The organism is Clostridium sp. ZBS2 (assembly GCF_023845855.1).
Classification (GTDB): Bacteria; Bacillota; Clostridia; order Clostridiales; family Clostridiaceae; genus Clostridium; species Clostridium aquiflavi.
On sequence record NZ_JAMQIF010000010.1, the window covers coordinates 305,194 to 319,655 of the forward strand.

At 28.5% G+C, this 14,462-nt stretch carries 13 protein-coding genes; 3 read left to right on the forward strand and 10 right to left on the reverse strand.

Annotated features, from left to right (window positions below):
* Nucleotides 1-92: 92 nt before the first annotated feature.
* The 6 genes from asrC to NG918_RS07805 form a co-directional block, all read right to left on the reverse strand.
* The gene (gene asrC / locus NG918_RS07780) at nt 93-1,055 is read right to left on the reverse strand and encodes a sulfite reductase subunit C (RefSeq protein WP_252211973.1); all 963 of its coding nucleotides are present in this window, start codon (nt 1,053-1,055) and stop codon (nt 93-95) included.
* A gap of 12 nt (nt 1,056-1,067) precedes the next feature.
* A complete protein-coding gene (asrB, locus tag NG918_RS07785) occupies nt 1,068-1,862 on the reverse strand; it encodes an anaerobic sulfite reductase subunit AsrB (protein ID WP_205455217.1) in 795 nt (264 codons plus the stop codon).
* Nucleotides 1,855-2,865 (reverse strand): anaerobic sulfite reductase subunit AsrA, encoded by a 1,011-nt coding sequence (gene asrA / locus NG918_RS07790; RefSeq protein ID WP_205455218.1) that lies wholly within the window; start codon nt 2,863-2,865, stop codon nt 1,855-1,857. Before asrA ends, asrB begins: the two co-directional genes overlap by 8 nt.
* Before the next feature lie 12 nt (nt 2,866-2,877).
* Nucleotides 2,878-3,645 (reverse strand): formate/nitrite transporter family protein, encoded by a 768-nt coding sequence (locus NG918_RS07795; protein ID WP_252225547.1) that lies wholly within the window; start codon nt 3,643-3,645, stop codon nt 2,878-2,880.
* 93 nt (nt 3,646-3,738) lie between these two features.
* On the reverse strand, nt 3,739-4,431 hold the full coding sequence (locus NG918_RS07800) for a Crp/Fnr family transcriptional regulator (protein WP_205455220.1): 693 nt from the start codon (nt 4,429-4,431) through the stop codon (nt 3,739-3,741).
* A gap of 61 nt (nt 4,432-4,492) precedes the next feature.
* On the reverse strand, nt 4,493-5,446 hold the full coding sequence (locus NG918_RS07805) for a substrate-binding domain-containing protein (protein WP_205455221.1): 954 nt from the start codon (nt 5,444-5,446) through the stop codon (nt 4,493-4,495).
* Nucleotides 5,447-5,710: 264 nt separating this feature from the next.
* Between NG918_RS07805 and modA the strand changes: the two genes are divergently transcribed.
* The 3 genes from modA to NG918_RS07820 are packed head-to-tail and all read left to right on the forward strand — an operon-like array spanning nt 5,711 to nt 8,289.
* A complete protein-coding gene (gene modA / locus NG918_RS07810; RefSeq protein ID WP_205455222.1) occupies nt 5,711-6,532 on the forward strand; it encodes a molybdate ABC transporter substrate-binding protein in 822 nt (273 codons plus the stop codon).
* A 22-nt stretch (nt 6,533-6,554) separates the two neighbouring features.
* Nucleotides 6,555-7,238, forward strand: coding sequence for a molybdate ABC transporter permease subunit (modB, locus tag NG918_RS07815; RefSeq protein WP_205455223.1), 684 nt, complete (start codon nt 6,555-6,557; stop codon nt 7,236-7,238).
* 1 nt (nt 7,239) lies between these two features.
* Nucleotides 7,240-8,289: a sulfate/molybdate ABC transporter ATP-binding protein gene (locus NG918_RS07820; protein ID WP_252225548.1), complete on the forward strand. Its 1,050-nt coding sequence runs from the start codon at nt 7,240-7,242 to the stop codon at nt 8,287-8,289.
* Nucleotides 8,290-8,648: 359 nt separating this feature from the next.
* Here the strand turns inward: NG918_RS07820 and gltA are convergent, their stop codons facing one another.
* The 4 genes from gltA to rnr form a co-directional block, all read right to left on the reverse strand.
* A complete protein-coding gene (gene gltA / locus NG918_RS07825; RefSeq protein WP_252225549.1) occupies nt 8,649-10,040 on the reverse strand; it encodes an NADPH-dependent glutamate synthase in 1,392 nt (463 codons plus the stop codon).
* Nucleotides 10,040-10,927: a sulfide/dihydroorotate dehydrogenase-like FAD/NAD-binding protein gene (locus NG918_RS07830; RefSeq protein WP_252211965.1), complete on the reverse strand. Its 888-nt coding sequence runs from the start codon at nt 10,925-10,927 to the stop codon at nt 10,040-10,042. The genes gltA and NG918_RS07830 overlap by 1 nt, the downstream gene beginning before the upstream one ends.
* Nucleotides 10,928-11,286: 359 nt before the next feature.
* Nucleotides 11,287-11,757 (reverse strand): SsrA-binding protein SmpB, encoded by a 471-nt coding sequence (smpB, locus tag NG918_RS07835; RefSeq protein ID WP_003373284.1) that lies wholly within the window; start codon nt 11,755-11,757, stop codon nt 11,287-11,289.
* 198 nt (nt 11,758-11,955) lie between these two features.
* Nucleotides 11,956-14,187 carry a ribonuclease R gene (gene rnr / locus NG918_RS07840; protein WP_252211963.1) on the reverse strand — a complete coding sequence of 744 codons (2,232 nt, stop codon included), beginning with the start codon at nt 14,185-14,187 and terminating at the stop codon, nt 11,956-11,958.
* Nucleotides 14,188-14,462 lie beyond the last annotated feature (275 nt).

Here is a 14,462-nt window from a genome sequence, read left to right on the forward strand (position 1 = left end):
AATAATGCAAAATTTTTAAAACTTTCATAATTAAAATGAAGTTTAAAAAATCTCTACAGTTTTATTTCTGTAGAGATTTTTAAGTTGTTTAATTAAAAATGTACTCCATTCCAATAAACACATTGCTTTACTATTGTTTTTTCTGGGAATTCTATTCCGTCTAGTGCCCACTTTTTATATTCTTCAAATCCTACTCTATCGATGATATATCCTATATGTTCTTTGCCACCTGGAGCACTTTTATCTATATACTTAGCCACAAATTTATAAGTGTTCAATATTATCTTAATTATACTTTGTTCATCTGACCAAATTAAGAAATCTTCAGCAAGACGTGGGTTTCTTTTACCGCTTCTACCCATTATAACTAATTTATAATATTTTTCTTTACTTCTTGTCCACGCACCAGTAGGACAATTTATAACACATTCCCCACATCCAATACATTTTTCTTCATTTCTTACCACTTTATAATTTACTGCTTTAAGTGCATCTACTGACTTCTTCTTACAAGCTCTTACACATGCCCCACAGCTTACACATCTCTCTTTATCATACTGTGGTTCAGTCATTCCTATTATCCCAAAATCATGCATTCTAGCTTTTACACAATCGTTTGGGCACCCGGTAAGTGCTATCTTAAAGTGTAGATCATTGGGAAATATAGCTTTTTCTATTCTTTTAGCAAAATTAGTTGTATTATAATTTGCAAATGGGCAAACATTATTACCAATACATGCTGATACATTTCTAGTTCCAGCAGATGTATATCCCTTTCCTGGTATTTCTTGATTTATACCTAAACTTTCTATAATTGGCTGTAATAATTCATTTACCTTATTAATATCTTCATATTTTATTCCTGGTATTTCAAATCCTTGACGTGTTGTTATATGCACACTTCCATTACCATACATTTGCGATATTTCTTGTATCTTGCCTAATAAATCTGCTTGTAAATGTCCTCCTGGAACTCTAACTCTAGAAGCAGTTAATCCCCTTACTTTAGTAACTCTAAAAGCATTTTTCTTGATTTTTTTTGTATTTAAATCCATAATTAACTCCTCCTAGTCTAGTAAAGACTTACCTTTTGAATAATTAAAAACAGGTCCATCTAAACAAATATAAGTATCATCTATTTTACAGTGTCCACATTTTCCTATTCCACAGCACATTTTTCTTTCTTGAGAAATCCATATATTTTTTTCTTCTATTCCAAGTTTTAAAAATTCTGCAACTGTGAACTTCATCATCATAGGAGGTCCAACTACAATAACAGCAACATTATTTAAATCTTTTATATCAAGTTCTGGTATATATTTAGTAACCAATCCTACTTTTCCATCATAGCTTTCATCAGCATTATCTACTGTAATAATAGCATTTATTTTATCGTTCCAATCTTTTATATCTGATTTAAATAAAATGTCATTAGGAGATTTAAAACCTGCTATTAATGTAAAACTGTTAATTTTATCTATATTATTTGCAAAATAATCAACTACACCTTTAACTGGAGATAAACCTGTCCCACCTGCTACAATAATTAAATCTTTTCCCTTATATTCATTTACATCAAATCCATTTCCATAAGGACCTCTTAGATATAATTTATCACCTACATAATTATTGAATATTTCATTAGTAACTTTTCCAACTCTTCTTATTGTTAAGTCAACAGTATTTTCTTCAATACCACTTACTGAAATAGGTGCTTCTCCAAACTTAGGCAATGATACTTCAAAAAATTGTCCTGGTTTTACATCGCCTGAAAATTCCATTCTGAAAGTATATTCAATATCTGTATGTTTAATAACTTCCTTAATTTCTGATAAAAAAGGAATATATTCATTTCTACTCATTAGAAGACACCTCTTTCATTCCATTTTCTAATTTATTTACGCAATTAGAGAAAGATATATATTCTGGACAAATATCATCACATCTACCGCATCCAACACACATGTGATATCCCCATTTCTTTTTATAATCATATACTTTGTGCATAACTTTAAATCTCATACGTTGTCCTTTGTCAGCTCTAAAAGTATGTCCACCAGCCATCTCAGTAAATCCATCTACTTGACATGAAGCCCATACCCTACGTCTTTCACCTGCTTTTCCATTATCAGTGTAGAATATATCTTGCATTGTAAAGCAAGTACAAGTTGGACAAACAAAATTACATCTACCACATGCAATACAACGTGCACTATAATCTTCCCACATTTTTGAATTTATAATATCTAATGAAAGATTATCTGGCACTGAAACCTTTTTATTGTTTTCACTTACAAAGTCAGGCTTCACTTCTATATTTTCACCAATTGAAAATAGTTTTATGAATTCTTCTTCTTTAGCATCTATATATACTTCGTCACCTATAACTTTTAAATATGCCGCATATTCATCAGTTTTATTAGTTTCCATACTTACACAAAAACATTTTTCAAATGATTTTTCACATCCAATTAAAATGAACTTAGTTTTTTCTCTTAATCTCTTATAATAAAAATCTTCATGTCCATTTTTTAAATAAATATCATCCATACGTTTTATAGCATGTAAATCACAACTTCTTAAGAATACTAGTGCACCTTTTTTAGAAGTCTTAGCTTCTTTTATCTCATCCTCTGTAAAGAAGAACAATGTTTCAGATATTGGTAATAAAATTTCTTTAGATGAATATTCAGCTTTTTTATCAAAAACTATTTCATCTATATTTTCTACCTTTCCATACCTAATTCTATCTGTATCAGAATAAGTTCCTTCTCCTAGAAATAGCTTAGGCGCATATATATCATATTCTCTTGATAAATTATCAAAAATATTATTTACATCAGTTTTATTTAATTTATATCCCATAATGATATCCCCTTACTTCTTTTTTGATATTAAATAGTATGGAACTGCTAAAAATATAGCTCCTCCAATGATATTTCCAAGTGTTACAACTATGATGTTATATAAATATCCCATTACACTTACATCTGCTGCACCTGGTGAAAGTAATCCTACTGTTAAAAGTGTCATATTAGCTACACTATGTTCAAATCCAGCTGTTATAAACACAAATAAACACCAAAATATCATAATTAACTTAGCGACTTCATTCTTACAACGAAAACTACACCATACAGCTAAGCAAACTAGTATATTACAAAGTACACCTCTCATTAATAATGGTAAAAAAGGCACACTCATTTTCACCGCTGAAGTACTAGCAATAAACTCTCCTACTGGACCTGTTGCAAGACCTGTTAAATAAAACATAGCTCCTGTAATTATAGATCCAACTAAATTTCCTAAAAAACAAAGCCCCCAAACTTTAAGTGTATCACTCCAAGTTACTTCACCACTTAAGGATCCTGCTGTCATAACAAAATTATTTCCTGTAAAAAGTTCTGATCCTGCCATTACTACTAAACTAAGTGCTACTCCAAAAGATGCTCCCATAATTACTTTAGTAAATGGTGATCCTGCACTACTTAAAAGTCCACCTATTGTAAATATAAGTATTATTCCCATTCCTACATAAGCACCTGCAAGCATTGAGCTAATAAAATAACCTAATTTATTATTTTTTAGTAAATTAACCTTTGCTTTTGCAGCTACTACTACACTGTTAAATTCTTCACAAAACACCGTATTAAATCTCCCTTCATAATTGCGATTTTAAATTATGCTTTCCATTAATCTAAGTATATATTCTAAAGAATTAAAGCACCGTGATATTAATCACGGTGCTTTAAAAAACTGCGATAATTTTTCCTGATTCCTTACTATTATCTGCTTATTTTTATATTCAATTAAATTTTCATTACATAATATTTTTAATGCCCTAGATATTGTTTCCCTTTTCGAACCTAATAAATCTGCTAAATAGGTAATAGTTATCTTTTTATCAACTACTACTTCACCGTTTTTTTCAATTCCATAATCCTTGCTTAATTTCCACAGTTTTGCACATAATCGTTTTTCCATTTTTATAACGCCTGTTGAATTTTTAATCTGCCTATATAACCTTCTTACTTTCATTGATAATGAGCACATTACATTTTTGGTTAATGTAAAATCCACTTCCATAAGTTTCAAGAATTCCTCTTTATTGAAACTTAAAATTTCTGCTTCTTCGAAAACTTCACAATTAATGGATGATGGTAATTCCTGTATTATAACATCATTAATCATCTTACCTTTTCCTAAAATAAAGATGGCTCTCTTATGTCCACATTCATTTGATTTATACAATGATACTGTACCACTTAATACTACATATAAATTTTTCACATCTTCTTTATCTCTAAAAATATGCCTCCCTGAAGGGTATTTAATTAAAATTCCCATTTCAATAATTTTATTCAAAGAATCATCACATATATTTTTAAAAATTTCTAAATTTCTAAGTTCCTGTATGGTAACATTATTCATAATTCCTCCAAAATATATATTCTAATAATATTTAATATATTTTTTAACTTAATGCTAGCTTTTAAGTTTCGGCAAGAATCTTACCTATATCTCTTAAATCATATTCACCCAATCCTTTGATTTCTTTTTTGAATTTTTTAGATTGAATTATCTCAATTATTAACTTATAAAGTGGATATTTTAAAGAGGATTTTTTTATAATCAAATCATATCGTTCTTCTTGTATAGGTACAAAATCAATCTCACTCACTTGATGGGCAACCTTTTCTATTCCTATCCCTAAGTCTCCATCCCCCACAGCTATACTGCTTGCTACTGCTAAATGAGAAGATTGTTCAAAGTTATAACCTTTAATAGACTCGCCTTCAACATTGTATAATCTTAACTTCTCATCTAACAATACTCTAGTACCTGATCCTTTTTCTCTATTCACTATACTTATATCATTTTTTATTAAATCATTCCATGTTGTTATGTTATGTGGATTTCCCTTAGCTACATAAAAACCTTGTCTTCTATAAGCTAAATTAATTATTATGCAGGGAATTCCTGGGATTAATCGTCTTACATAAGCTGTATTATATTCATTTGTATCACCATCCCAAAGATGTGATGACGATATTGATATCTTATCATTATATAAATCACACAAGCTCGTGTAACTACCAACATTTGAACGTAAAACTCTAATATTATCAGTTTTTTCTTCAATATGACGAGCTAAAACATCTAAAATAATATCTTGTCCTGAAATTATGATATCATTTTCTACTTTAAATTCAGAATTTATATTCACATTATTATTTAAATAGTTGTTTGTGATATTCTTACTATTTCTTGAAGAAGATTTTTGATCATTTATATATTCAAAAACATCTTTTTCATCTATCCTTAATTTTTTTCCTATCTTATATCCAGGTAATTCGCCTCTCTTTACAAGTTCATAAACTGTATTTTTATTTATTTTTAATAATTCTGATACTTCAAGTGCAGTCAATGATCTTTCTGAGTCCACAATTAATCTCCCCCTTATATAATCTAGTTGTAACATTTCATAGAAAGCTATTTATCTTTCTAACGAATATTTCACTTCTTATTAATTTTATCATTAAGAAATAATAGTTGCTATAAAATATTATGTTTACCAAGGAAAATTTTGTTATTTTAGCAATTATGTTGTTGAATCAATTCTTAAATAATGGTAAAATTATTAAAAATATACAAAACAGTGTAAAACTCAATAAAACTATACAAAACAATGTTAAAAGGGGAGATATTTATGAAAAACAAAATTTTAATCGCATTATTAGCAGTTACATCTTGTATCGTATTACTTTCAGGATGTGCAAAAAAGGAAACAAAAAATAGTTCTGCTCAATCTAACAACTCTGAAAAAATAGAACTTAACATTTCAGCAGCCGCTAGCTTAAAAGAAGCTATGGCTGATATTCAAGAAAAGTTCAAATCTATTGCACCGAATGCTGATCTTGTTATAAATTATGGTTCATCAGGTTCTTTACAACAACAAATCGAACAAGGTGCTCCTTGTGATATCTTTATTTCAGCTGGTCAAAGTCAAATGAAAAAATTAGATGAAGAAAATTTATTACTTGAATCTACAAAAAAAGATTTAGTAAAAAATGAATTAGTTCTTATTGGTCCTAAGTCTACAACTATTACTAGTATAAATGATTTAAAAACCGATAAAGTAAAAAAAATTGCAGCTGGTGAACCATCAAGTGTACCTGCTGGAAAATATGCTGATGAGACTTTCAATAATTTAAACATAAAATCTGATATAGAATCAAAATTAGTATTTGCAAAGGATGTAAAAGAGGTACTAGCATGGTCAATATCCGGTAATGCTGATGTTGGATTTGTTTATTTAAGCGATGCTTTAAATAATAAAGATGCTAAAATAATTGAAACTATTCCTGAAACATGCCATTCTCCTATTACTTATCCTATTTCTATAGTAAAAAATACATCAAAATCAGATGTTACAAAACAAGTTGATACTGCAAAACAATTTGAGGATTTTTTGTTTACAGATGATGCTAAAAATATTTTTGAAAAATATGGCTATAAATCTATAGACTAATTAATTATGAGGAGGAATTAATATGGGTATGGACCTTTCACCATTATGGATATCTTTAAAAACATCTTTAGTTGCGACATCTCTTACCTTTGTATTAGGTATTATTGTTTCATACTGGATAGCAAATTTTAATGGAAAACTCAAAGGATTACTTGATGGTTTATTAAATTTACCATTAATTCTTCCTCCAACTGTTGTTGGGTTCTTTTTACTTCTTATATGTGGTAAAAATGGATTTATAGGAAAGTTATTTTTAATATTTGATAAATCTTTAATATTTTCTTGGACAGCCACAGTAATAGCTGCAGTAGTTGTCTCTTTTCCAATGATGTATAGAACAACTAGATCTGCCTTTGAACAAATAGACACTAACATCATTTCAGCTGCTAGAACACTGGGATTAAGTGAACTACAAATATTCTATAAAATTGCTATTCCATTATCTTGGCCTGGAATAATAGCAGGGTTAGTATTATCTTTTGCTAGAGCTATGGGGGAATTTGGTGCTACTTTAATGATTGCAGGTAATATCCCTGGAAAAACTCAAACTATGCCACTAGCAATATTTTTTGCAGTGGAAGGTGGTGACATGCAGAAAGCCCTTTTATGGGTTATCATAATCGTATCACTATCATTATTTATGATTATTTTATTAAATTATTGGTCAGACTTACAACTTAAACTCATTGGAAGGAGAATTAAGTAATATGTCTTTATATGTAAACATAAAAAAAGAATTATCTTCAATTTCTTTAAATGTAGAATTTAATCATAAAAAAGGAATATTAGGATTTCTAGGGGCATCTGGTTCAGGTAAAAGTATGAGTTTAAAATGTATTGCTGGTTTAGACAAGCCTGAACAAGGAAAAATAATATTAAATGATACTATTCTATTTGATTCAAAAAAAAACATATCTATTTCATGTAAAAACAGAAAAATAGGTTTTTTATTTCAAAACTATGCTTTATTTCCTAATATGACTGTTGAAGAAAATATTAAAGTTGGACTATTAAATTCAAAAAAAGCTAATGTTAATAATTTGGTTAATAAATATATAAATAGATTTGGATTAAGTGGATTAGAAAAAAATTATCCTTGGCAGTTATCTGGTGGGCAACAACAAAGAGTTGCTTTAGCTAGAGCTTTAATTACTTCTCCGGATATACTACTTTTAGATGAACCTTTTTCAGCTTTAGATCATCACCTTAGACATAACATGGAAAAAGAATTATTGTCTATTCTAAAAAATTATGATGGTACTGTTATTTTTGTTACTCATGACATAGAAGAGGCCTATAGAGTATGTGATAATATAATTGTCTATGATAATGGTACTGCTCTTAATATGAGAGAGAAAAAATCATTATTTAATGCTCCAAAATCGCTTGCCGAAGCAAGATTAACTGGCTGCAAAAATATATCTCATATAAAAATAATTGATAATAATAAAATCTATGCTGAAGACTGGGGACATGAATATATTATAAAATCTAATTGTGATATAAATAATATTAGTTACATTGGTATAAGAGAACACAATATAAAATTATGTAATGATAAAAATATTGCTAATGCATTTCCATTTATAGTTGAAAATATAATAGAAAATCCATTTGATTATACAATATATCTTAAAAATCCTAATAAAGTAACTTCTAACTTAATAAACTTTAGGCTTACTAAAGATCTCATTAATTTTCACAAAGGAGATTTAATATATCTTACATTTTCTACTGATGATTTATTCTTATTTTAAGATTATCTAAAATTAAGATATATCACTTATTTAATGATGCTTAACTAAATTTCAAGCTTTTTAGTTTAGAGTAAAGAAATTAAAATTGAAATTTTTGGTTAAAATTCTCAAAAACTTTCTAAAAATATATATTTTTAAATTCCTGCACATTGAAAAAGAGGATTCACATTTTAATGAATCCTCTTTTATAGATTAGCCTCTATTTTAAATATGTGTTTATATATAAAATAGGTAAAGTGGCATTCCTAAGTTCAATTACTCAGTCCATTTACTTATGTATATATAAACACGCTACTAAAGCACAGCCATAAGTTAAAATAAATGTAATTTGATACAACCATTTTTATTTTACTAAATATTTATTTGCTTTGTAAATATTCGTCTATAGCTTCTGCTGCCTTCTTACCAGCACCCATTGCAAGTATTACTGTTGCAGCACCTGTAACAGCATCTCCACCTGCATAAACACCTTCTTTAGTAGTTAAACCATTTTCATCTGCAACTAAACACTTCCACTTATTAACTTCTAATCCCTCAGTTGTTGAAGAAATTAATGGATTTGGTGAAGTTCCAAGTGACATTATTACAGTATCTACATCCATAATAAATTCTGATCCTTCAATTTCAACTGGTCTTCTTCTTCCAGATGCATCAGGTTCTCCAAGTTCCATCTTAACGCACCTCATACCATTAACCCATCCATTTTCATCTGTTAAGATTTCTTTTGGATTAGTTAATAAATCAAAAATTATTCCTTCTTGCTTAGCATGATGAACTTCTTCAACTCTTGCTGGAAGTTCTGATTCACTTCTTCTATATACTATATGACTTTCAGCTCCAAGTCTTAATGCAGTTCTTGCAGCATCCATAGCAACATTTCCGCCACCAACTACTGCAACTTTTTTACCATTCTTAACAGGCGTATCATATTCATCTAAATATGCTTTCATTAAGTTAACTCTTGTTAAAAATTCATTTGCAGAGAATACTCCATTTGCATTTTCTCCATTTATACCCATGAATTTAGGAAGACCTGCTCCTGATCCTATAAATACGGCTTCAAACTTTTCATCTTCAAAAAGTTCATCTACAGTTATAGTTTTTCCTATTATAACATTAGTTTCAATTTTAACACCTAATTTTTTAATGTTTTCAACTTCATTTTTAACTACTTTTTCCTTTGGAAGTCTAAATTCAGGTATACCATATTCTAAAACTCCACCAGCTTTATGTAAAGCTTCAAATATAGTAACATCATATCCCTTTTTAGCTAAGTCTCCAGCACAAGTTAATCCAGAAGGACCACTTCCTATTACTGCAATTTTTTTACCATTTGAAGGAGCTGTTTCACTTAAGTCGATATTGTGTTCTGCAGACCAATCAGCTGTAAATCTTTCTAGTTTACCAATTGATACTGGTTCACCTTTTATTCCTAATACACACTTACCTTCACATTGGCTTTCTTGTGGACATACTCTACCACATACAGCAGGAAGTGCACTATATTTTGCAATTTCCTTTGCTGCATCTTCAAATTTATTATCTTTTATGTGTGATATAAATCCTGGAATATTGATAGCTACTGGACATCCTTCTATACATTTAGGATTCTTACAATTTAAACATCTTGAAGCTTCTTTTTTAGCTTCTTCTTCATTATATCCTAAACATACTTCTTCAAAGTTTGTTGCCCTAACTTTTGCATCTTGTTCTCTTACAGGAACCTTAACCATTCTATCTTTCATATCCATTATTTATCACCTCCGCAACCACAGCCACCATGACTATGAGTATTTCCTTCTTCAACCTTTAATTGTGCTCTACCTTCCTCACTCTTATACATAGCTTGTCTTCTCATTGATTCATCAAAATCAATTAAATGTCCATCAAATTCTGGTCCATCAACACAAGCAAATTTAACTTCATTTCCAACTGTAACTCTACAAGCACCACACATACCTGTACCATCTACCATAATAGGATTTAAGCTAACAGTTGTTTTAATTCCAAGTTCTTTAGTTAATGCTGCCATAAATTTCATCATTATCATAGGTCCAATAACCACTGCATGATCATACTTCTTTCCGTCATTAACTAGGCTTTGTAAACAATCAGTAACTCTACCATTAAATCCATAACTTCCATCGTCTGTTGATATATATAAATTTCCTGCAACCTTTTTCATTTCTTCTTCTAATATTAAAAGTTCTTTATTTCTAGAACCAACTATAACGTCTACATTAATACCATTTTCGTGCATCCATTTAACTTGAGGATAAACTGGTGCAGCACCAACTCCACCTGCTACAAAAATAATATTTTTCTTTTTTAATTCTTCTAACTCTTCATGAATGAATTCAGTTGGTTGTCCTAAAGGTCCAACAAAGTCACTTACATAATCATTAACTTCATATTGTGCTAATTCCTTTGTACTTTTTCCAACAGTTTGAAAAACTATTGTTACTGTTCCTTTTTTACTATCATAGTCTGCAATAGTTAAAGGAATTCTTTCACCTTTGTCATCATTTTTTATTATTATGAATTGACCAGGTTTTGCTGATTTTGCTACTCTTGGAGCTTCTATATCCATTAAAAAAATATTATTTGTAAGCTCTCTTTTACTAACTATCTTATACATTTTTGTTCCCCCTGTTCAGATTTTATATGCATACTATAAATATACACTAATTGGATAATTTTTTAAAATGTTTTTTGAAATTTTACTTAATTAATATTTTATTTTACTAAAATGTATATTTTTTAAATATTTTCTATTTATTTATAATTTTTTGTTTTAAATATGTGTTGATATATGTAATAGGTAAAGTGGAACTATAATCATTTTAGTGTTCCTAAGTTCAATTACTCCGTCCATTTTGCATATACATATATCAACACTCTGCTAAAACATAATCTAAAAATAAAAAACTAACTTAATAAAATTCAAATAAAATTCCATTAAATTAGTTTTTTATTATATTTTAAATAAACATCTCTCTAATATCTACTTCTTTCTTTTAAAGCTCTTTGCATTTCTCTATTATGAGCTTTTTCTAACATAGAATCTCTTTTATCATAATCTTTCTTACCTTTACAAATACCCAAAGCTACTTTAACTTTCCCAGCTTTTAAGTATAATGTTAATGGAATTAAAGTATATCCATCTCGAGATACTAGACCTGCTAGTCTATGAATTTCTGATTTGTGTAATAATAATTTTTTTTCTCTTAAAGGCTCAACATTAAATATATTGCCTTGTTCATACGGACTTATATGCATACTTAATATAAAAATTTCACCATTTCTAATATCTGCATAGGATTCTTTTAAATTAGCTCTACCATTTCTAATAGATTTTACTTCCGTCCCAACCAATGCAATACCAGCTTCAATAGTTTCTTCTATAAAATACTCATGTCTTGCTTTTCTATTTTCTGCTAAAGTATTTGAACTTTTTTTTCTTACCATTTAATCACCCACAAATAATCATAAATTTTAATGTATAACTCTATTTTAACAGAGTGTTGATATGTAAATAAGTAAAGCTACTCTGATTACATATACCAACACACATTTAAAACATAGCCTAATGTATAATTTAGGTTTCATACTAACTCTTATATAAAATTATAATATAAGTAGTATTTTTAATCAATTAATAGATATTTAACTAAGAATGGGCTCTTCCTCTGAAGATAAAAGTTCCTTTATAATTTCTTTACTATTTTTCTCTTCTTTATCTTCTTTATCTTCATCTATTTTTGTTGACACTAGTTTAAAATAAATTTCTCTATTATCTATATCAACCTTAACACATTTTACTGTTACTTCGTCTCCAAGTTTATGCATATTTTTTGTCTTTTCACCAATTAACGCTAAGTGTGCTTCATCAAATATATAGTAATCATCATCTAGCTCAGTAACATGAACTAATCCTTCAATAGTGTTTGGTAATTCAACAAACATTCCAAATGATGTAACAGAGGATATCATTCCAGTAAATTCTTCTCCTATTTTATCAAGCATATACTCAGCTTTCTTTAAATCATCAACTTCCCTTTCTGCTTCTTGAGCTACTCTTTCCTTTTCAGATGATTGTTTTGATGCTACATCAACTATTGGTACTAATTTTTTAAATCTTGCATCATCAATTTCTCCATTAAGATGTTCTTTTATTATTCTATGAATTTGTAAGTCTGGATATCTTCTTATTGGAGATGTAAAGTGACAATAATACTGTGCAGCTAATCCAAAGTGACCTACACATTCTGGTGCATAACGTGCTTGCATCATTGATCTTAATAATAATGTACTTACTATTGTTTCTTCTTTTTTTCCTTTAACTTGTTCTAATATACTTTGTAAAGTTTTTGGATTTACATCTTCACTCCAATTAATTTTATATCCTAAATTATATATAAATTCTTTAAATTTAACTAACTTTTCTTCATCTGGATTTTCATGAACTCTATATACAAAAGGAAGTTTACTCCAGAACATATGCTCAGCAACTGTTTCATTACAAACTAGCATAAATTCTTCTATAATTTTATTAGCTATTTCACGTTCATATGGCTTTATATCTATTGGTTTTCCCATTTCATCTAAGATTATCTTTGATTCTTCAAAATCGAAGTCAATTGCTCCTCTTTTCATTCTCTTATTTCTTAATATTAAACAAAGTTCTTCCATTAACTTAAAATCTTCACAAAGATAATCATATTTTTTTATTAATTCTTCATCATTATCTCTTAATATCTTAGTAACATCAGTATATGTCATTCTTTCACTTGTTTTAATAACACTTTCCATTATCTCATGGTCTACGACTGTTCCTTTATTATTTATTACCATAAAGCAACTTAATGCTAACCTATCAACCTTTGGATTTAATGAACATATCCCATTAGATAATTGTTTAGGTAACATAGGAATAACTCTATCTATTAAGTAAACAGATGTAGCTCTTTTCAAAGCTTCCTTATCTAATATATTATTTTCTCTAACATAATGAGTAACATCTGCAATGTGAACTCCTAATTTAAAGTTTCCATCTTCCAATTTTTCTATAGATACAGCATCATCTAAATCTTTAGCATCTTCTCCATCTATAGTTACCATTCTAAGATCTCTTAAATCTACTCTTCTTTTATATTCTTCAGGCTTTATAGTTTCTGGAATTTGTTCTGCAAATTTTAAAACTTTTTTACTAAATTCTTCTGGTAAACCAAACTTTCTTATAATTGTTAAAATATCAATACCTTTATCGCCTTTTTTACCTAATACTTCTTTTATTAATCCTTCTGGACTTCTTTTTCTATCAGGCCATTTAGTTATTTCTACTATAACTACATCACCATTTTCTGCTCCATTTCTATCCTTTTTAGAAATAAAAATATCTTGAGTAATTCTTGTATCTTCTGAAACAACAAACCCAAAGTTTTTATTATCTTCATATATTCCTACTATTTTAGTTGTATTTCTTTCAAGGATTTTATAAACTTCGCCTTCTCTTTTTTTAGTATTTGAGTTTTCCCTTGTTATTTGAACTTGTATTTTATCTCCATTTATTGCTCCATTCATACATGAACTTGGGATAAATACATCATTTTCTCCTTCTACATCCGGTATTAAAAATCCAAATCCCTTTGGATGTGCTTGAAGCCTTCCAGTAATTAAGCCTACACTCTCTGCTATTACTCCTACACTCTCTGCTATAATATATTTATTTTTTTGAGTACTTGAAATCAAGCCTTCATTTTCCATAATTTTTAATATCTTTTTGAAATCACCATATTCATGTGATTTTATATCAAAAACAAGAGCCAACTCTTCAATAGTCATTGGATTATATGCAGGTTCTTTCATAAAACTTAATAATGTTTCTTTTATTGTCATGACACGTCCTCCTGTTATCTTAACTGATAGCAAATATTTCTATTATATTAAGTATATACTACCACAATAACATTTTATAATATATATTTTTTATAATTATCTTTAGTATTTGCTTATAAATTAAAATTTATTTGATTTTAAGAAAAAAAGACTGCAAATTATTAATTTGTAATTAAATTTAACTCTGTTTTAAATGTGTGTTGATATATGCAATAGGTAAAGTGGCATTGTAATTTAACTTTGAGAATTCTCAATGAGTATTGTCACATTTACTG